An 18,260-nucleotide genomic window follows, 5' to 3' on the forward strand; every position below is an offset into this window, starting at 1 on the left:
GGAGGGGGCTAGGGGGAGGGGGTGATGCGCGCCATTGGACAGCACCAGCATCAGCCACTAGTCTTTTTCCCATGATCCACCGCGTCGCCCTCGCCCTGACCATTCTCCTGCTGGGTATCGCGCCCTCCCTGCAGGCCGCCAAGCCACCCGTGCTGATGCTTCTGGAATACGTCGCGGACGGCAAGGCGGAGCAAACCAAAATCGAGTTGAAAAGCGGCATGGTGGAATCGAAAGACAAAGGCAAGCCGCGGGACAAATGGATCATCCGCGCCGGCGATGCGGTCACGTCCGAAACCCGGCCAGGCGAGCGCGCGGTGAACTTCTACAAAACCACGGGCGGGGAAAACACGCTGCTGTTCATCGTGAAGGCGCGCTACTTCCAGCGCGACGATGGCAAGTGGGCGCCGCAGTTCCAGCTGAACGAGGAGCCGCTGGTGATGCGCGGCCCGGACGGCAAATGGAAACCGCTCACCGTAATTCAGGGCGTGCCGAGCCTGATCGTGCAGAGTGGCAGCGCCCTGCCTAACGCCGAGGGCTACGCGGCTTCGCTCGAACTCGGCTTCACGACGGGCAGCATGCCCATCGATGCCTGGCTGGTGCAATAGCCTTACTTTATTTTCTTCATCATCTCCAGAAACGGCGTAACCAGATCCATCGGAAACGGGAACACGATGGTGTTGCTCTTGTCGTTGGCCATGCCGGCCATGGTCTGCAAATAGCGCAGCTGCAAGGCCTGCGGGCTCTTGCTGATCAGATCGGCCGCCTGCACCAGCTTTTCGGCGGCCTGGAATTCGCCTTCGGCATGAATCACCTTGGCGCGCCGCGTGCGTTCGGCCTCGGCCTGCTGCGCGATGGCGCGCACCATGGTGGGGTCGATGTCGATATGCTTGATTTCGACACTCGTGACCTTGATGCCCCAGGCATCGGTGGCGGCATCCAGTATTTTCTGGATATCGGTGTTGAGCTTGTCGCGCTCGGCCAGCATCTCGTCGAGCTCGTGCTTGCCGAGCACCGAGCGCAGGGTGGTCTGGGCCAGCTGGCTGGTGGCGGAATAGTAATCCTCGACCTGGATGATGGCACGCTGCGGATCCATGACGCGGAAATACACCACCGCGTTGACCTTGACCGACACGTTGTCACGCGAGATCACGTCCTGCGGCGGCACGTCCATCACCACCACGCGCAAGTCCACCTTCACCATCTGCTGCACGCCCGGAATGATGAGGATCAGACCCGGGCCCTTGATCTTCCAGAAACGTCCGAGCATGAACACCACGCCGCGCTCGTATTCCCGCAGGATGCGGAACGCCGAGAACACCAGCACGACAATAACGACAGGAATAAAACTCCATGAGATGAATCCCATATCAATGACCCTCCGGGTTGTACGGCTCCACCGTCAGAACCAGCCCCTCGATTCCGACGACCTTCACTTTCTGTCCGCGCTTGAGTGCCGTGCCTGAACGCGCCTGCCATTCCTCGCTGTGCACGCGCACGCGGCCTTCGCCCTCTTTGAAGTTCTCCAGCGCCGCGCCGGTCGCGCCGAGCATTTCTTCCTGGCCGCTCACCACCTGTCGTTTGCGCGCCTTCATGGCCAGCGCCACCACGGTGAAGAAAAACGCCGCGCTGGCCAGCGCCACGCCCGCAATCAGGGGCCAGGCGACGGTATAGCCTTCGACATCGGTGTCCATGAGAATGATCGAACCGACCACGAACGCCACGACACCGCCGATGCCGAGCGCACCGAAACTCGGAAGGAACGCCTCGGCCACCATGAAGGCGATGCCGAGCAGGATCAGGCCGAGCCCGGCGAAGCTGATGGGCAGGACCTGAAACGCGTACAGCGCCAGCAGCAGACAGATGCCGCCGATCACGCCCGGCAGCACGTAGCCGGGATTCCACAATTCAAAGAACAGCCCGTAAATGCCGAGCAGCATCAGGATGTAGGCGACGTTCGGGTCGGCGATGGTCGCCAGCAGACGGTTGCGCCAGTCGGGTTCGTAGGCCTGGAGCTGGGCGCCCTGTGTCTTGAGCGTGATCTCGCGACCCTGCAGGCTGAGCTTGCGCCCGTCGAGTTTCTTCAGCAGGTCCGGCAGGTCGGCCGCGATCAGGTCGGCCACATTCTGCTTCACCGCCTCTTCGGCGGAAATGGAGTCGGCCTCGCGCACCGCCTTCTCGGCCCACTCGACATTGCGCCCGCGCATCTGCGCCAGGCCGCGGATGTAGGCGATGGCGTCGTTCAGCGCCTTCTCGTCCATACCCGGCTTGCCCGCTTTGGCGGGTTTTTCCTTTTTACCCTTCTGGTCCGGAGAATCTTTTTTGTCCTCCTTCTCCGGCGGCTTGGAGCCGCCGCCCGGATCGGGCACGCCGCCGATATGCACCGGCGTGGCGGCGCCGACGTTGGTCGCCGGCGCCATGGCGGCGATGTGCGAGGCCAGCAGGATGTAAGCGCCGGCGCTGGCGGCGCGCGCGCCGGAAGGCGAGACGTAAGTTACGACGGGGATCGGCGAGGCGATGACGTCCTGGATGATCTTGCGCATGGCGGTGTCGAGCCCGCCCGGCGTGTCCATCTGCAGCACCACGAGTGTCGCGCCGGCCTGTTGCGCCTTTTTCAGTCCGCGATGCACGTAATCGCTGGTGGCCGGACCGATGGCGCCGCTGATGTTGAGCAATATCACGTTGCCCGCCGCGGCGGCGGGCTTGCCGGCCTCGACCGCCTCTTGCGCCGGCATCAGCAACGGCCAGGCGGTCAACAGCAGGAACAGCAGCAGGCGCCAGCGTTTCATATCGCTACACCATACCAGAGAAGCGTATTCAGATAGAAATCGCCGCCGACTGCCACGGTGCGGAAAATGACACTCACCATTGAAAAGACCGGCCCGGAATCAGTATGCTGTTGCCGTGCAACAAAGCGTTGCCCCACCCGTTGCCGGTGGTGTTCGCACAGACAGCGAGGGGGTATTCCTAAAATAACCACTTAAGGAGGACATTTCCCGTGCAACAACAAAAAATGCTTCAAACCCGCCAAAAAAACCGGCTGTTCCCGGCCGTCTTCGCATTGCTGGCATTCATGCCCCTGAACACGCAGGCAGCAGGCGTGGTACTTACCGGTGAAATTGCCTTCGGCGGCGATGATCTGGCGGTCGTTACCAGCGGCAGCGACCTTCAGGCCGGCCAGTTGCTGAATCTGGGCATCGGTTACGACTTCGATCTCAATGCCGACAAATCATTGCGCCTGCGTGCGGGCATCAACTACAAATTCGACAACGTAAACGCAACCAATGGCGATGCCACCTTCGACCGCTGGCCGCTGGATCTGATCCTGATCTCGCGGCAGGGCAATATTTCCCTCGGTGCCGGCTTGACTTACCACCTCTCCCCGACCTTCGAGGCGACGGTCAACGGTTCCACCAGTCGGGTAGATTTCAACGATTCGATGGGATTCCTGCTGCAGGCAGGCTACATGGTGGCGGAGCGCATAGAACTGGGCGCGCGCGTAACGCTTATTGAATACGAGTCCGATAGTCCGCTGGTGATGACCAATGGCGCGATCACCAACAAGGTGGATGGCGACAGCATTGGGCTGTACGTCAGCGCCGGGTTCTAACCTTAGCGCGCGCGGGCCTGCGCCTGATAGCGCAGCAGGTACTCCAGGATTTCGAAGCGGTTGTAGGCTTGCTGCAGGCTCGCGCCCCAAATGGTCGGACCGTGGGCGCGGACCATGAGCGCCGTGACCGCCGGTTTGGTCTTTTTGAAACGCGCATCGATGTCGCGCGCGATCTTCGCGACATCGAGGTGATTCTCGAACAGCGGCAAGTCCACCTTCGGGTTCTGCTGCCAGATGTCGAAGCCCTTGATCATCTCGATGGCCGGCAGGCGCAGGCTCTTCGCACCCTTCTTCGCACGATCCGCGGCGATGGCAGCCGTCACGACATGGCCGTGCAGACAGGCGCGCGCGGCCGGGAACAGCGCATAGATCGCGCGATGAATCGCGGTCTCGGCCGAGGGCTTGTTCTCCGGCCGCACGCGCTCCACCACCTCGCCGTCCTTTACCCGCACCAGCAGGAAATCCAGCTCGTCCAGCCGGCCCTTGGGCATTCCGCTGGCGGTGATCCAGAAATGCCCGTCGTCCGCGCGCGCCGAGAGGTTGCCGGCCGTGCCCGCCATCCATCCGCGGGCATGGAAATCGCGCGCGATTTCAGCCAGCGCCGCGCGCGGCGGGAGATCATCGAGGGTTTGGGCCATAATCAATCCGCGGCTTGAGTTGAAACGGGAGCGGGCGCCATCATTAAATGAAACTCTGCTCCACTCATCCTGTCATCCTGATGACAGGCATGTTAAGAGGCGCGATTTTCAATGTCCACCTGCCAGCCCCTCCCGGTTGGCGCATCAATAGATCAAACATGGCAGAGGAACACGCATGTCGATCTCGGTCAAAAGAGTCTATGACCCGCCGTCGCCGGCCGATGGCCTGAGGGTGCTGGTCGACCGTCTCTGGCCGCGCGGCCTGTCGAAGTCCACCGCCAGGATCGACCTGTGGGCCCGGGAGCTGGCGCCGTCGACCGAATTGCGCCGGTGGTACGCGCACGAAGCGGAGAAATGGCCCGGTTTCAAACGCCGGTTTTTCACCGAGCTCGCGGCCCGGACGGAGACCCTGGATTCACTGCGACGCGAAACCCGCAAGCGCAAGGTCACCCTGCTGTTCGCCTCGAAGGAACCACGCCTGAACAATGCTTTCGCCCTCAAGCAGTTCCTCGAAGCACGCGCCCGCACGCAGCGGCGCCCGGCGGCGAAGCATGCCCGTGGCGGGCGTTCCCGCTCCGGAGGACGACAATGACCGAGCGCTTCGTCTCCGAAGCCATTCTCCCCGTGACCGCCACGTACGACACCGCGCGCATGGCAAGCGGGGAACCGGGACTGCCGCGCGCGTTCACGTGGCGCGGGCGCACCATCGAAGTGGCCGGCGTGCTGCGCAGCTGGCGCGAGACCGGCTGGTGCCGCCACGGCAGCCCGGAGCGCTATGTGCGCAAGCACTGGTACGAGGTGGCCACCGGCCCGCACGAAATCATGAAACTCTATTTCGAGCGCTCCCCGCGCGGCCCACGCCGCGGCGAGCGCTGGTGGCTGTTCAGCGTCGACGATTCGACGCAGTAAATCACTGCTGACAAGGAGCATCACATGGCACTTCACCACGCAGAACCCGGCGAGATCGTCGACGTCCGCCCTCTCGGCGCGAAACTGAGACAGGGCATCAACGCCACCCTGGTGCTGACCGATCGCCTCCAAGTGTTTCGCTTCATTCTCCCGGCGGGCGAGGAATTCGCCGAGCACAAGGTGCACGGCGAGATCATCGTGCAGTGTATTGAAGGCGAGGTCGAGTTCAGCTCCCGCGGCAAACAACAGGTGCTGCGCCCGGGCGAGCTGGTGTATCTCGCCGGCGACGATCCGCACGCGCTGCGCGGGCGGTGCGATGCCTCGGTGCTGGTCACCATCGTTTCGGAAAAGCAGCACCACGCCTGATGGCCGCGCGCAAAAAAATCGTCGTCAACGACCGGATGCAGAAGAACTACACGTACTGGCCCGTGGCGCCGGCCGGCAAGAAATTCCATCCGGAATTCAAGCCGCAGCTGACGCCGGCACAGATGCTGGAGCTGGGCGTGTTCGGCGGCAAGTACATGACCGACTGCCGCCGGGAATTCCCGGCGGCCTGGTTCCGAAAGGCGAAATTATCCCCCGAGCGCCGCGACCCTAAGCTCAATTATTTTGGCGTGGACGCCTCCAAGCCGCTGTCGTACTGGAAGCAGAAAGGCTGGATCCATCCCGAGGACCCGCGCGGCTGGTTCCAGTGGTATTGCCGCTATTACCTCGGCCGGCGCGGCCCGGACGACGTGCGCCAGATCAGGCGCTGGAAGGCGATGACACGGCACATTGCCCAGATCAAAAAGCACTGCCGCAAAGGCGATGTGAAATGCCGGCGCCGGCAGCGGCAGGCGCTGTTGCACTGGGCCTACGACAGCCGCAAGTTCTGATATTGATATTTATCAAAATTGATATTTATCAAATAAATTGGCCCCCGCTCAGGCTGATTGATATATCTCAATGACGCAATCCCCCGTCCGGCGCTTAATGGCTCCGGTAATTTCACGGCATGTAAAAACAATCGTGTAATCCCGGTCGTCAGCCATTGGGGGCATTATGAACATCAATAACCGATCCGCGTTTCAACGGTTCAGTTTCATTTCGGCTTTAGCGGTGGTCGCCCTGGCGGGTTGCAGCGGCAGCGACGGCGAATCCGGCACACCGGGGACATCCTCCGGCGACACCACCATCATTGTCGCGCCACCGGGTGGCGTGACATCGCCGTCTACCGCCACGGCGTTAACCATGTCCATCACCGGGGTCACCATCAGCAGCCCGCCGGTGGTCACATTCAGCATCGCCAATCAGGACGGCGTCCCGGTTGCCGGACTCACCAAGGCAGACCTGCGATTCAATATCGCGAAGCTGGTTCCGGGCACCAATGGCGCGCCCAGCAATTGGCAAAACTACATCAACGTCGCCAGAAGCGGGGCCGTGGCGGGATCACAGGAGCGCAACATGGCGGGTGCCGTGCTGGTCGACCACCTGAACGGCACCTACACTTATACTTTTGGCACCGACATCACCAGCGCCGCGGCCAACCCCTGTCCGGCGCCGTGCACCGATGCGAGCGGCAACCCCCTCGATATCAGTTATCAACCGAGCCTGACGCACCGCGTCACGATCCAGCAGGGCAACTCCGCTTACCCGAAATACAACGCGACGTACGATTTCGTGCCGGGCAGCGGTCCGGTCGCGAACGCGCGCGATATCGTCACAACGGCGAAGTGCAACGAGTGCCACAACCAGCTCTCGCTTCATGGCAGTCGCGTCGAGACCAGGCTGTGCGTCACCTGTCACAATCCGGGCACCTGGTCGGCCGGTACGCCGAACAAGACGGTTGACTTCAAGGTGATGATCCACAAGATCCATCGCGGCCATGATCTCCCGAGCGTCGTTGCCGGCGGCACCTACGCAATCGGAAGCCATGATTATTCGGATGTCCACTTCCCGCAGGACATTCGCAATTGCACCAAGTGTCACGACGGTGCCGCGAGCGCGCAGGGCAACAACTGGCAAACCCAGCCGAGTATCGCCGCCTGCGGCTCGTGCCATGACAACATCGACTTCAGCAAGGCCAGAAGCGCCGATCCCAATGGCCACTCCGGCGGCGATGTGAGCGCCGTCACCGACAGCGAAAGTTGCCTCGGCTGCCACTCGTCCGGCGAGGAGGCCGGCAGCATCGCGGAGAAGCATGCCCTGCCGGCACTGCTGAAGGCGGAAGGGGCGAAGTACAAACTCAAGATCGTGAGCGTGACCAACACGGCGCCGCTGGCGTTGCCGACCATCAGGTTTTCGATAACCAATGCTGCCGATGTGCCTTACGACATCGCAGCCACGCCGGCCATCACCGGTGGCAGCATGAGCCTGCTCATCGGCTGGAGCACGACCGACATCAACAACAATGGTCGCTCCAACTCCCAGCCGATCAGCATCAGCCTGCTCAGCAGCGGCGCGCTGGCGGGGACCGTAACCAATAATGGCGACGGCACCTACAGTGTTACTTCCACGACCGCCGTTCCGGCGGACGCGACGGGCAGCGGCCGGGCCGGCTTCCACGCGCGCTTTTCCGCCGACGTCAATGGCGATGCGACCAAAGAGACGATCCAGGTCAAGAGCGTGGTGAAGGACTTCCTCATCACCGGCGCCTCCCTGGTGGCACGGCGCACCGTGGTCGACATGGCCAAGTGCAATCTGTGTCACGAGCGCTTGAGCCTGCATGGCGGCGCGCGCACGGACGAGCCGCAGATCTGTGTCATGTGCCACAACCCGAACGCGACCGACGTGGGCCGGCGTCCCAAGACCGGTGGCATCCCGGTGGCCGCGACCATGCTGGATCTCAAAAAGGAGGAGTCGATCGACTTCAAGCGCATGATTCACGGAATCCATGCGGCTGACATGCGTACGAAGGGGTTGGTCGTGTACGGCTTCTTCTCGGCGCCGGCAACCCAGAACCCGGTTGACTTCAGCCACGTCCGCTTCCCGGGCATTCTGAAGGACTGCGCGAGTTGCCATACCACCTCGTCATACCAGCTGTCGGGGGTCTGGGCATCACCGACGCAGAGCGGCATCCTGGGCAGCACCATCGATACCGCGCCCAGCGCGGTCGACGCCGCGACGCTGACCACCGGGCTGGCCGATCAGACCGACGACCTCAACATCTCGCCGACCGCCGCGGTGTGCTCGTCGTGCCATGACGACACCCTGGCGCAAACGCACATGACCTGGGGTACCGGGACGTTCTCGGCAACGGAAGCGACCATCAACACCAACCTGGAGACCTGCTCCATCTGCCACGGGCCGGGCTCCGTCGCCGACATCAAGACGGTCCATGGCGTGAAGTAGAATGAAATAACGCGGCCTGTCGCAAGATGTAGTCAAAGCAAAGTCATGGCCCGGGGGCGCGGCGGTTCAGCGCCCCCGGGCCATGGTCGTTCATGGGCCTTGTCTGCCTGGCCTCAAACCTGACCCGGCCGATCACGGGGAACGTTTGCAACGCACCCCAGTCGAAATGACCATTGAACGAGAGTTCCCGTTCCCCTGAATTCTTCCACCAGAACCACAAGGCGTGGCGCGAATGGAAATCCGGAGCCCCAATCCCGATACCGTGTTCGTGCTGTTCGGCGCGGGCGGTGATCTGTCGCGGCGGCTGATCGTTCCGGCGCTGTTCAACCTGCACCTGGACGGACAACTGCCGGCGCGCTTCCGGCTGCTCGCCGTTGATCGGCAAGACAACCAGGCGGCGACACTCGCACAGAGTTATCGCCAGGGTGTCGCGGATTTTTCGCGGCGCGGCGCGCCGGCGGCGGATGTCTGGACTGAATTTGCGACGCGTATCGATTATCAGCGCATGGATGTGACCGATCCGGCTGCCTTCACGGCACTGGGTCAACGCTTGTCGGCCAAGGCGGTCCCGGCGACGGATCGCATCTTCTACATGGCAACACCGCCGTCGCTGTTCGCGCCGATCGCGCGCGGTCTCGGCGCCGCCGGGCTGGCGCGCGATCCGGCGTGCTCGCGCATCGTGGTGGAAAAACCGCTGGGCCATGACTTGCGGTCGTTCCGCGAAATCAACGCGGTGCTGGGCGAGCAGTTCACCGAAAAACAGCTCTACCGCATCGATCACTTTCTGGGCAAGGAGACCGTACAGAACATCCTGGCGATGCGTTTCGCGAATCCGATTTTCGAACCGGTCTGGGACCGGCGTTACATCGACCATGTGGTGGTCACGGTGGCCGAGACGCTCGGCGTCGAGCACCGCGGCGCGTTTTACGAACGTGCCGGCGCGCTCCGCGACATGGTGCAGAATCATCTGATGCAACTGTTGTGTCTGGTGGCGATGGAACCGCCGGTGGCCTACGACGCCGACAACATCCGCGGCCGCAAGCTGGACGTGCTGAGCGCGCTGCGGCCGATCACCCGCGAACAGGTGCCGCAGTGCGCGGTGCGCGGCCAGTACGCGGACGGCTGGATCAACGGCGCGCGGGTGCCCGCCTACCGCCACGAGCCGGAGGTGAATCCACAATCGAACACCGAGACCTACGCGGCGGTGCGGCTGTTCGTCGACAACTGGCGTTGGCAGGACGTGCCGTTTTACCTGCGTACCGGGAAGCGCTTGACGGCGGCGGTGTGGGAAATCTCGATTCGCTTCCGCGACGTGCCACATCGCGCCTTCCCGGCTTCCGCCGGACTCAACACGCAACCGGTGCGGCTGGTGATCCAGATGCAGCCCGAGCAGGGTATCGTGCTCAAGTTCATGGCCAAGGAACCCGGTTCGGCCCTGCGGCTGCGCCCGGTGGACATGCGTTTCAGTTATCGCGAGGCCTTCAACATGCCATCGCCGGAGGCCTACGAGACGCTGCTGCATGACGTGATGACCGGTGACGCGACCCTGTTCATGCGTGCCGACCAGGTCGAGGCCGCGTGGCGGGTGTTGATGCCGGTGCTGGAGGCGTGGGCGGATAATCCGCCGGATGATTTCCCCAATTACGCCGCCGGCACCTGGGGACCGGAATCGGCCGAAGCGCTGGTGGCCGCTGACGGCAACAGCTGGCTGACGCCGACATTGCCGCCGGAAGCGCCGGCGGGCTGAAGGCCTGCACCGAATTTGCCATGGACCAAACCACGCACATGTCGGTCACCGAAGATCGCGCGCCGGGCGCGCCCGGCATCCCCCCGACCTGGACGAGCAGCGCCAAGGACATGGTCGGCTGCGCACTGGGTTCGTCGCGGCTCTGGTATAGCGTCGGCTACGGCATCGTCAACGAAGTCTATTACCCGCGCATCGATATTCCGCAGATCCGCGATCTGGGTTTTATCGTCGCCGACGACAAGGGATTCTGGGTGGAGGTGAAACGTCTGCACGGCCGCGAGGTGCGCACCGCCGCGCCCGGCGTCCCTGCGGTGGAAATTGTGCATCGCCACCCGCGTTTCGATCTCACATTGCGCATCGCGCCGGATCAACAACGCGACGTGTTGCTGATCGATGTCCGGCTGGACGGCGACGAAGACCTCCGGCCTTACACCCTGCTCGCGCCGCATCTCGGTGGCACCGGCTACGACAACCACGCGGCAGTCAATGAATATCACGGTCGCAAGCTGCTGTGGGCGGAACAGGGGCCCTTCGGACTGGCGCTGGCCGCCGTGGACGCGACGCAGCGCGATGCCTGGGGCCGCGCCAGCGCCGGCTATGTCGGGATGAGCGACGGCTGGCAGGACTTCAAGCATAACGGCGCGATGCAGTGGCAGTACCGGGAGGCCGGTCCCGGCAATGTCGCGCTCATGGGTGAACTGCCGCGCCGTTCGACGCTGGCGCTCGGCTTCGGCAGCAGCCGCGAGTCGGCTGCAACTCTCGCGGTTGGCGCGCTGATGCAGCCATTTGCCAACCACTGGCAGGCGCAAATCGACCGCTGGCGGGACTGGCATGCCGGCTGCGATGAATGCTGCAAGGCCACGCCCGATCTGCCGGCAGCCTTGCGCGAGCAGTTCACGACGTCGGCGATGGTGCTGCGCGCGCATCTCGATCTGACCTACCCCGGGGCGATGGTGGCGAGCCTGAGTATTCCCTGGGGCAATACCCGCAACGAACGCGGCGGTTATCACCTGGTGTGGCCGCGCGACCTGGCCGAATGCGCGGGCGCGCTGCTGGCGCTCGGCGACGACGACAAGGCGCGCGAAATCCTGCGTTACCTGATCTCGACCCAGCATGCCGATGGACACTGGAACCAGAATCAGTGGCTGGGCGGCAAGCCGTTCTGGCAGGGGATCCAGCTCGATGAGACTGCGTTTCCGGTGCTGCTGGCCGCGCGCCTGCACGAACACGACGCCCTTGCCGGTACCGAGGTAACAGACATGGTGCGCCGGGCGCTCGGTTTCATCGCGCGCACCGGACCGGCCAGCGATCAGGACCGCTGGGAGGAGGACGCCGGGGTGAATGCCTTCACGCTGGCGGCGTGCATCGCGGCACTGGTGGGCGGGGCGCGCTTTCTCGAACCGGCTGCGCGCGACATGGCGCTGGCACTGGCCGACGACTGGAATGCCCAGATTGAAAAATGGACGCTGGCGCGTGGAACCGAACTGGCGCGTCGCGCCGGCGTGGCGGGTTATTACGTGCGTATCGCGCCGGCCGAGACGCTGATGGACGAAGAAGCGCTCAACGGATCCCTGCCGATCAAGAATCGTGTGCAGGACCCCGGACTGCCGGCCACGGAGCAGGTCGGCACCGATTTTCTGCAACTGGTGCGCTTCGGCCTGCGCCGCGCCGACGACCCGCTGATCCTCGACACGCTCAAGGTGGTCGATGAATTATTGAAAGTCGATACGCCCGGCGGTCCGGCGTGGCATCGCTATAACGGCGACGGCTACGGCGAGCATTCTGACGGCGCTCCGTTTGACGGCACCGGCCAGGGCCGCGCCTGGCCCCTGCTCACCGGCGAGCGCGGACATTACGAGTTATGTGCCGGCCGCGATCCGCTGTCTCTGCTGACCACCATGGCGTCCATGTGCGGACCGGGCGGGATGATGCCGGAACAGGTTTGGGACAGCGCGGCGATACCGGCGCGCTGGCTCTACCCCGGACGCCCCACCGGTTCGGCCATGCCGCTGGCCTGGGCCCACGCGGAATACATCAAGCTGGCGGTATCGCGCGCGCTGGGAACGCCCTTTGACCGGCCGGCCGCGGTGTGGGAACGCTACCACGGCCAAGCGCCGGCGGCGACGTGGCGACACTGGTGTGAACAGGCACCGATCGGTCGCATCGGCGCGGGTCAGCGACTGCGCATCTGCCTGCACGCACCGTCACTGGTACGCTGGAGTGCGGACGGCTGGCGTACCGTATACGAGCTGCGCACCGAGGACAGCGGACTGGGTCTGCACACCGTGACGCCGGTCATGACGATGGTATCGGGCGGCGCGCGGATCGAGTTCAGTTTCCGCCATGACGACAGCCGGGTCGCGGACGAGCGACGTTACCGGATCGAGATCACCGGTTGATGGTTGCCCTGTTTGCGTTGTCGTTACTGCTCACGCCGCGACACGTCCCTGGCGGCGTGACCGGTATTTCTTTCTCGAAGAGGTCGCGCGCGGCGGATCGCCCGCCAACGCCTGGAGGCGAGGGCGGACGGAAACGACGATGCGCCCGCGGGGTGCGTTGATAATCCCCTTGCGCCGCAGTCCCGCCATGATGCGGCTGACTGTCTCCACCGTGAGACCCAGGATCTCCGCCATCTCCTGGCGCGACAGATGCAACGCTCCGGCCTTGCCGCTTCCGCCCGCGGCACCTGGCGGATACAGGCTCAACAACAGCGCAGCGACCTTTTCCATCGCCGTCTTCTGGCCCAGGGCACGAATCATGTTGCGCGCCTGCGCCAATTGCTCATTGACGGCAAGCAGGATATTCAGCGACACCTGCGGCGCTTGCGCGAGCAACCATGCGATATCGTCATGTTTGATCCGGCAGAACACGGTCGGCGTCAGGGTCTCGGCGCTGTAGCTGTGAGTGGCATTGCCGACGTCATCGAAGCCGAGGAAATAGCCGGGTCCGACCAGGTTGAGGAGATGCACGTGACCGGTGATGTCGGTGCGCGTCAGTTTGAGCTGCCCTTCACGGACCACGTACAGGTATTTCGACGGATCGCCGGCACGGAACAATATCTCGCGCGGACCGCTGTGGCTGGAACCGAGGCGGCCACGCAACTCGCTGACCTGCCTGGCGGAAAGACCCGCATACAGTTTTGCCTCGCAGTATTCGCAATCGTTGATCCCGTACGTACGGGGTAGCGGGTCGCGTTTACCGGTCGGCGGAGAAGTCCCGCACGAGGCGCCGGCGCACGCCTCCGACCGCCCGCCGCGCCTTTTTCGCGTCATGGATGCCTCTCGTCCCATCATCATGCCTGTCATTTATCCTGACACGGAAGTCCGCAGGACTAATTGACAATCGTCAACCCCGGCCATTCCGTCAGTCCGGTTATTGGGTAAAGCTGTGCGGCGTATGGCCGCCGAAGAAGCCCACCGTCACCAGGACCAGGAGCGTCAGGCCGCAAATGATCAGGGTGATGCCCAATACCTTCGATCCCAGCGTCATCGGCTGCGACGGCGCCTGCACCAGATACTTCTCCAGTTGTCCGCTCTCGACCAGGCGCCGGTACTGCAGCGTATGTTCGCGCTTGAACTCTTCCAACGACTGGGTGCCGGTGAACATCACGATGTCCGGCGGCGGCAGCTTGTCCGGCCGGAAATGGTTGTTGAAGAAGTGCACCGTGAACAGGAACACCGCGGCCAGGAACGCCTCTTCGCCGTGCACCAGCGCCGCCACGTTGAACACCCATCCCGGGAAGATCGCCGCGGTCACGTTCGGGAAGGCCAGCAGCATGCCGGTGCCGCCGATGGCGGCCATGCCCCAGAACACCGCCCAATAGTCGAATTTCTCCCAGTAGGTCCAGCGGTCGAAGGTCGGCCGTGGTCCCTTGTTGAAGAACCACTTGAACATGCCGATGGCGTCCTCAAGGTCCTTCCAGTTCGGTACCAGCGAATCGGGACCGAACCAGCGGAAGGTCTTGCGGTTGCGCCAGATATTGATGGCGACGGCGACCAGGTGCAGGAAGAAAATGCCGAGCATGATCGCCGCGCTGGTGCGGTGAATGATTCCCGCCACCTGCGGGCCGCCGAGCGCCTTCATGATGACCGGCGCCCAGTCGGTATAGGAATAGAACACCGCCATGCCGGTCAGGATCAGCGTCATGACGCTCAGGGCGAACAGCAGATGCGCGAGCCGCCACAGGGGCCCGAAGCGGCGCACCTGTTTGGCCTCCGCCAGCGGCAATTCGTCCACGCGCACGCGCGGCCTGAGTTCGCCCTCCTTGCGGCGTTCGTATTCCCGGTACCACCACAGCAAGGAATGCACCCAGAAGTAGGCGAACACGAACACCAGCAGCCAATGCATGAATCTCGAGGCGATCCACATCTGCGGATAGCGCTTGAAATCGTGGTCGTTGGCATGGGGACCGAAAGTCGCGAATCCCGCCGTCGCCAGCGGAAGTTTCTTGCCGTCGTGACACTGCCGGCAGGTTTCGAGGCGGTTGTCCGGGTGCACCTTCGATTGCGGGTCGTCCACCCGGAGAATCTTGTGGCTGTCGTGGCAGTCGTAGCACTTGGCCGTGTAGGTGTAGCCCAGCTTGGTGACCTGGCCGTGATAGGTGTCCCGGTAGGTGAGGAAATTTTCCAGGTGGCAGGTGCCGCAATTCTCGATGATCAGCAGCTTGAAAGCGTCCTTGGACGTGTTCGCGATGCTGTGGGTGGTGTGGCAATCCGTGCACACCGCCGCCTTGGGATTTTTTTTCTCCATGGTTTCGACGCCATGCACCGATTCCGCGTAACTCTCGAGCTGATCGGTGTGGCACTGCTCGCCGCAAACCTTCGACACCGTCAGGTGCCAGTCGGTGCGCCTGGAAGTGCCGCGTGGCGGCACGTTGAAATAGTGTGAATCGTGGCAATCGTCGCAGGCCGCGTTGGGGCGGGTTTTGTCGTCGGTGCTCGGCCGCGCGTGAAACGAATTCTTGTACGCCTCGATGTTCTGGACCACGATTCCCAGTCTCGCCCTTTCCCTGGTCAGGTTTTGCTGCTTCGCGGTTTCCCACAACGCCTCGTGGCAGGTCACGCAGTTGGCCTTGGGCGCCGGCCCTTTCTTGTGCGGCGCCTTGCTGCTGGTGATGTCCTGGTGACAGCCCACGCAGGTCATCTCGCCGTGCACGCCTTTTCCGAACTGATTCTCCTGTATCGCCTGCAAGGTGCGCGGCTTGCCCTCCGCTCCCGGCGCCGTCAGTTTGTCCGCCTTGGCGCCGTGGCAGATCAGGCAGGTGCTGTTGTCCAGTTTTTCCGCGGCCGGCGGCGCGCCGCGGCTCCCGGCGTCGACGGCCGCGGTCGCCTCGGCCGGCCGCAGCAGCGCCGGCAGCGTCAGACAAACAGCGGCCAGCATCATCCACGCTGTCAGTTTGGAAATGCGCATGTCCCTGGTCCTCGGTTCGACATTGCGAAGCAGTTTTGTGCGGTATTCATGGAGACAGACTTGCCATCAAGTTGCCAGCCGCACGCCGGATTCTCGTCATGTCTCATGATTATTGATAAGCTTCCGTTGTTATTTGATATTTATCAATAATACCGGGATTCGTTCCGGGTTGATATTTATCAATGTCCGATGAAGTGGCACACTATTAATCTTGCGCAATCCACAGACTCTTCCAGAGCGCTCCTTACAAGAAATGGTCTATCGTTGAATGGAGAGACAAATGAAATCGACCACCGTCATTTCGGCGTTCCTGGGAACAATCCTGGTTGGCCTTGCCACCGCCGGCTACGCCGCGGACAAGACCGACGCCCGCAAAGTCGACATCGGCAAGGCCGAGTACGAACAGAAGTGCACCATTTGTCATGGTGCGCTGGGAAAGGGTGACGGCGCGTACAGCGTGATGCTGAAGAAACCCGCGACCGACCTGACGACGTTGTCCAAAAAAAATGCCGGGGTGTTCCCCTTCGCCCGGGTGTTCGAGACCATCGAGGGCACGCATGAATTGAAAGCGCACGGCACGCGGGAAATGCCGATCTGGGGCAAGGAATACCGGAGCAGCAAATATTATGATGACTATTTGCACGATCCCGAATCGGATCGATCGTATTTTGCCCGTTCACGCATACTGGCGCTGACCGAATACATCTATCGGCTGCAAGCCAAATAGGGAATTTCTGAATCAGCCACTTGAAACATTTGCCTAAACAAGCTCGGAGAAATCTCATGAAACACAAAATATTCGCCAGCGCGCTGCTCGCCTTTTCCGCCGTCGTGTTCGCTTCCTCCCCCGCCGTCGCCGCCGACATCGATGCCGACGCGGCCCAGAAACTGGCGAAGAAAAACAATTGCTTCAAGTGCCACGCCATCGACAAGACCAAGAAGGGACCCTCCTACAAGAAGATCGCGGCCAAGTACAAGGGCAAGCCCGATGGCGAAGCCAAGGTGATCGAAAACTTCACCACGGCTCCGATGGTGAAGATGGAAGATGGCACCGAAGAAAAACACAAGGTTATCGATACCAAGGACATGAAAGAGATGAAGAATCTGGCGCAGTGGATTCTGTCACTCGATAAGTAAAAAGCAGTCCAAGCGACGCGGCCCGTGGCGGGGCTGGCAACGGTTTAGTCACAAGGATGGGCTTCGACATGGATTTTGCATGAGGCTCTTGAGTTACATCATCAGTCATGGAGGAAATCATCATGAACAAAAGAGCATTCATCCTGGCCTTTGCCGCCCTGGCCGCCGGGCCTGCCCTGGCCGCCGATCCTGCCACCATCGACTGGTCGAAGATCCCCGTTGTCAAAGTACCGCTGTTCTATCCGGGACAGTCTTCCTATGAATGGCTGCGCAGCGACGCCCACAAGGGTGCGGTGAAAGAGGTCATGCGCGGAGACGCCTGCCTCTCCTGCCATGACGAAGAGGATGCGGAAAAAGACATCGGGAACAAGCTGGTGAAGGGCGGAGCGCTCGAACCGACGCCGGTCAAGGGCAAGGATGGTCACAAGGATCTCGCGGTGCAGGCAGCGTTCGACGACAAGAATGCCTACCTGCGCTTCCAGTGGAAAACCCAAAACAATTTCCCGGGCAGCGAGCATCAGTACCTGCGCTTCGACGGCAAGGAGTGGAAGGTTTACGGCTATCCCAAGCTCGACAAGGTGGTGCAGGAAGGCACGCAGCCGGGCATCTACGAAGACCGCATGTCGGTCATGATCGACGATGGCAAGGTGCCGGGATTCGCCCAACAAGGCTGCTGGCTCACCTGTCATGATGGCCAGCGCGACATGCCGAAGCAGTTCACCAAGGAAGAGGTTGAAGCCAACGCATTGCTTACCGCCATCAAGAAGAAAGACGTACGCAAATACCTGCCGGAAAGCCGGACCAACCCGTCCGACTGGAAGACTGGCAAGTCGGTCGAGGAGATTGCCAAAATCAAGGCTGCCGGCGGCTTCGTCGACCTGATCCAGTGGCGCGCCCACCGCAGCAATCCGGTCGGCATGGCTGATGACGGCTATGTCCTCGAGTGGCGCCTCGGTGATGCCGGCAAAGACATGTTCGGCAGCAACGCCGACAAAGAGACCCACCAGCCCAAGTTCATGTGGGACGCGAAAAAGGTCGGTTACAAGTCCATCACCGCCAAACAGTTGCGCAAGGGCGACCACTTCCTGATTCGCGAAAAGAATGCCGTGCCATTTGATCCCAAGGCGGGCTGGAAGGAAGGCGACATGATTCCGGATTACATCGTCAGTCGCGAAGATGCAAAGGGATCGGCCGCCGACAACAACGCCATCGCCAGCTGGAAGAAGGGCATGTGGACCGTGGTGATGATCCGTCCGCTCGGCCTGACCAACGATGACGACAAGGCGCTCAAGGCGGGCGGCGTCTATAACGTCGGCTTCGCGGTGCATGACGACAACATCACCACGCGCGGGCATCAGGTTTCATTCGTCAGGACACTGGGGCTGGGCGCCAAGGCGGACATCCAGGCCGTCAAGCTTCCGTAATTTGATATTGATTGCGCCGTGGCAGATAGAGCACAGGAGATGGAGATATCGGCTGGAGG

18 protein-coding genes are annotated in these 18,260 nt (G+C 62.4%); 12 read left to right on the forward strand and 6 right to left on the reverse strand.

Annotated features, from left to right (window positions below; all coding sequences use genetic code 11):
* The first annotated feature begins 71 nt into the window (after positions 1 to 71).
* Positions 72 to 605, forward strand: coding sequence for a hypothetical protein (locus SCL_RS13440; protein WP_096361689.1), 534 nt, complete (start codon positions 72 to 74; stop codon positions 603 to 605).
* Between the two features lie 2 nt (positions 606 to 607).
* Here the strand turns inward: SCL_RS13440 and SCL_RS13445 are convergent, their stop codons facing one another.
* Positions 608 to 1,366 (reverse strand): slipin family protein, encoded by a 759-nt coding sequence (locus SCL_RS13445; protein WP_096361690.1) that lies wholly within the window; start codon positions 1,364 to 1,366, stop codon positions 608 to 610.
* A gap of 1 nt (position 1,367) precedes the next feature.
* Positions 1,368 to 2,786, reverse strand: a complete 1,419-nt coding sequence (locus tag SCL_RS13450; protein ID WP_096361691.1) for an NfeD family protein — start codon at positions 2,784 to 2,786, stop codon at positions 1,368 to 1,370.
* A 209-nt stretch (positions 2,787 to 2,995) separates the two neighbouring features.
* On the opposite strand from SCL_RS13450, the gene SCL_RS13455 reads away from it, so the two are divergent.
* Positions 2,996 to 3,607 (forward strand): hypothetical protein, encoded by a 612-nt coding sequence (locus SCL_RS13455; RefSeq protein WP_148665105.1) that lies wholly within the window; start codon positions 2,996 to 2,998, stop codon positions 3,605 to 3,607.
* Between the two features lie 2 nt (positions 3,608 to 3,609).
* Here the strand turns inward: SCL_RS13455 and mtnB are convergent, their stop codons facing one another.
* Positions 3,610 to 4,245: a methylthioribulose 1-phosphate dehydratase gene (mtnB, locus tag SCL_RS13460; RefSeq protein ID WP_096361693.1), complete on the reverse strand. Its 636-nt coding sequence runs from the start codon at positions 4,243 to 4,245 to the stop codon at positions 3,610 to 3,612.
* A 175-nt stretch (positions 4,246 to 4,420) separates the two neighbouring features.
* On the opposite strand from mtnB, the gene SCL_RS13465 reads away from it, so the two are divergent.
* Genes SCL_RS13465 through SCL_RS13480 form a run of 4 tightly spaced genes read left to right on the forward strand, consistent with a single transcriptional unit; the run spans position 4,421 to position 6,029 of the window.
* Positions 4,421 to 4,837, forward strand: a complete 417-nt coding sequence (locus SCL_RS13465; protein WP_096361694.1) for a DUF488 domain-containing protein — start codon at positions 4,421 to 4,423, stop codon at positions 4,835 to 4,837.
* Between the two features lie 32 nt (positions 4,838 to 4,869).
* Positions 4,870 to 5,154 (forward strand): DUF6504 family protein, encoded by a 285-nt coding sequence (locus tag SCL_RS13470; protein WP_197702646.1) that lies wholly within the window; start codon positions 4,870 to 4,872, stop codon positions 5,152 to 5,154.
* A gap of 24 nt (positions 5,155 to 5,178) precedes the next feature.
* Complete coding sequence (locus tag SCL_RS13475; RefSeq protein WP_096361696.1) at positions 5,179 to 5,520, forward strand: cupin domain-containing protein; 342 nt, start codon at positions 5,179 to 5,181, stop codon at positions 5,518 to 5,520.
* On the forward strand, positions 5,520 to 6,029 hold the full coding sequence (locus tag SCL_RS13480; protein WP_096361697.1) for a hypothetical protein: 510 nt from the start codon (positions 5,520 to 5,522) through the stop codon (positions 6,027 to 6,029). Before SCL_RS13475 ends, SCL_RS13480 begins: the two co-directional genes overlap by 1 nt.
* Positions 6,030 to 6,221: 192 nt before the next feature.
* Here the strand turns inward: SCL_RS13480 and SCL_RS14305 are convergent, their stop codons facing one another.
* Entirely contained in the window at positions 6,222 to 6,386 is a 165-nt protein-coding gene (locus tag SCL_RS14305) for a hypothetical protein (RefSeq protein WP_172426059.1), read from the reverse strand.
* Here SCL_RS14305 and SCL_RS13485 point away from each other — a divergent pair.
* From SCL_RS13485 to SCL_RS13495, 3 genes are all read left to right on the forward strand, one after another.
* Positions 6,385 to 8,484: an OmcA/MtrC family decaheme c-type cytochrome gene (locus SCL_RS13485; protein ID WP_172426060.1), complete on the forward strand. Its 2,100-nt coding sequence runs from the start codon at positions 6,385 to 6,387 to the stop codon at positions 8,482 to 8,484. The genes SCL_RS14305 and SCL_RS13485 overlap by 2 nt on opposite strands.
* A gap of 232 nt (positions 8,485 to 8,716) precedes the next feature.
* Positions 8,717 to 10,231 carry a glucose-6-phosphate dehydrogenase gene (zwf, locus tag SCL_RS13490; RefSeq protein ID WP_096361699.1) on the forward strand — a complete coding sequence of 505 codons (1,515 nt, stop codon included), beginning with the start codon at positions 8,717 to 8,719 and terminating at the stop codon, positions 10,229 to 10,231.
* A 20-nt stretch (positions 10,232 to 10,251) separates the two neighbouring features.
* On the forward strand, positions 10,252 to 12,630 hold the full coding sequence (locus tag SCL_RS13495) for a glycoside hydrolase family 15 protein (RefSeq protein ID WP_197702647.1): 2,379 nt from the start codon (positions 10,252 to 10,254) through the stop codon (positions 12,628 to 12,630).
* Between the two features lie 30 nt (positions 12,631 to 12,660).
* Here SCL_RS13495 and SCL_RS13500 read toward each other — a convergent pair whose 3' ends face one another.
* Positions 12,661 to 13,503 carry a Crp/Fnr family transcriptional regulator gene (locus SCL_RS13500; protein ID WP_172426061.1) on the reverse strand — a complete coding sequence of 281 codons (843 nt, stop codon included), beginning with the start codon at positions 13,501 to 13,503 and terminating at the stop codon, positions 12,661 to 12,663.
* A gap of 100 nt (positions 13,504 to 13,603) precedes the next feature.
* Positions 13,604 to 15,640 (reverse strand): cytochrome b/b6 domain-containing protein, encoded by a 2,037-nt coding sequence (locus SCL_RS13505; RefSeq protein ID WP_096361701.1) that lies wholly within the window; start codon positions 15,638 to 15,640, stop codon positions 13,604 to 13,606.
* 280 nt (positions 15,641 to 15,920) lie between these two features.
* Between SCL_RS13505 and SCL_RS13510 the strand changes: the two genes are divergently transcribed.
* The 3 genes from SCL_RS13510 to SCL_RS13520 all read left to right on the forward strand — a co-directional run bounded on the left by SCL_RS13510 (position 15,921) and on the right by SCL_RS13520 (position 18,201).
* Positions 15,921 to 16,367, forward strand: coding sequence for a c-type cytochrome (locus SCL_RS13510; RefSeq protein WP_096361702.1), 447 nt, complete (start codon positions 15,921 to 15,923; stop codon positions 16,365 to 16,367).
* Between the two features lie 56 nt (positions 16,368 to 16,423).
* Positions 16,424 to 16,777 (forward strand): c-type cytochrome, encoded by a 354-nt coding sequence (locus SCL_RS13515; protein WP_096361703.1) that lies wholly within the window; start codon positions 16,424 to 16,426, stop codon positions 16,775 to 16,777.
* A gap of 122 nt (positions 16,778 to 16,899) precedes the next feature.
* Positions 16,900 to 18,201, forward strand: a complete 1,302-nt coding sequence (locus tag SCL_RS13520; protein WP_096361996.1) for an ethylbenzene dehydrogenase-related protein — start codon at positions 16,900 to 16,902, stop codon at positions 18,199 to 18,201.
* The last annotated feature ends 59 nt before the right edge of the window (positions 18,202 to 18,260 follow it).

Origin of the sequence: Sulfuricaulis limicola (genome assembly GCF_002355735.1) — a bacterium.
GTDB lineage: Bacteria > Pseudomonadota > Gammaproteobacteria > Acidiferrobacterales > Sulfurifustaceae > Sulfuricaulis > Sulfuricaulis limicola.

Excerpts from the sequence above, each read along its gene's own strand:
- SCL_RS13510 (WP_096361702.1), top strand. The coding sequence starts at position 15,921 with ATGAAATCGACCACCGTCATTTCGGCGTTCCTGGGAACAATCCTGGTT.
- SCL_RS13520 (WP_096361996.1), top strand. The coding sequence starts at position 16,900 with ATGAACAAAAGAGCATTCATCCTGGCCTTTGCCGCCCTGGCCGCCGGG.
- SCL_RS13465 (WP_096361694.1), top strand. The coding sequence starts at position 4,421 with ATGTCGATCTCGGTCAAAAGAGTCTATGACCCGCCGTCGCCGGCCGAT.
- mtnB (WP_096361693.1), bottom strand. The coding sequence starts at position 4,245 with ATGGCCCAAACCCTCGATGATCTCCCGCCGCGCGCGGCGCTGGCTGAA.
- SCL_RS13495 (WP_197702647.1), top strand. The coding sequence starts at position 10,252 with ATGGACCAAACCACGCACATGTCGGTCACCGAAGATCGCGCGCCGGGC.
- SCL_RS13500 (WP_172426061.1), bottom strand. The coding sequence starts at position 13,503 with ATGACGCGAAAAAGGCGCGGCGGGCGGTCGGAGGCGTGCGCCGGCGCC.
- SCL_RS13445 (WP_096361690.1), bottom strand. The coding sequence starts at position 1,366 with ATGGGATTCATCTCATGGAGTTTTATTCCTGTCGTTATTGTCGTGCTG.
- SCL_RS13515 (WP_096361703.1), top strand. The coding sequence starts at position 16,424 with ATGAAACACAAAATATTCGCCAGCGCGCTGCTCGCCTTTTCCGCCGTC.
- SCL_RS13485 (WP_172426060.1), top strand. The coding sequence starts at position 6,385 with ATGTCCATCACCGGGGTCACCATCAGCAGCCCGCCGGTGGTCACATTC.
- SCL_RS13480 (WP_096361697.1), top strand. The coding sequence starts at position 5,520 with ATGGCCGCGCGCAAAAAAATCGTCGTCAACGACCGGATGCAGAAGAAC.
- SCL_RS13450 (WP_096361691.1), bottom strand. The coding sequence starts at position 2,786 with ATGAAACGCTGGCGCCTGCTGCTGTTCCTGCTGTTGACCGCCTGGCCG.
- SCL_RS13475 (WP_096361696.1), top strand. The coding sequence starts at position 5,179 with ATGGCACTTCACCACGCAGAACCCGGCGAGATCGTCGACGTCCGCCCT.
- SCL_RS14305 (WP_172426059.1), bottom strand. The coding sequence starts at position 6,386 with ATGGTTAACGCCGTGGCGGTAGACGGCGATGTCACGCCACCCGGTGGC.
- SCL_RS13440 (WP_096361689.1), top strand. The coding sequence starts at position 72 with ATGATCCACCGCGTCGCCCTCGCCCTGACCATTCTCCTGCTGGGTATC.
- SCL_RS13505 (WP_096361701.1), bottom strand. The coding sequence starts at position 15,640 with ATGCGCATTTCCAAACTGACAGCGTGGATGATGCTGGCCGCTGTTTGT.
- zwf (WP_096361699.1), top strand. The coding sequence starts at position 8,717 with ATGGAAATCCGGAGCCCCAATCCCGATACCGTGTTCGTGCTGTTCGGC.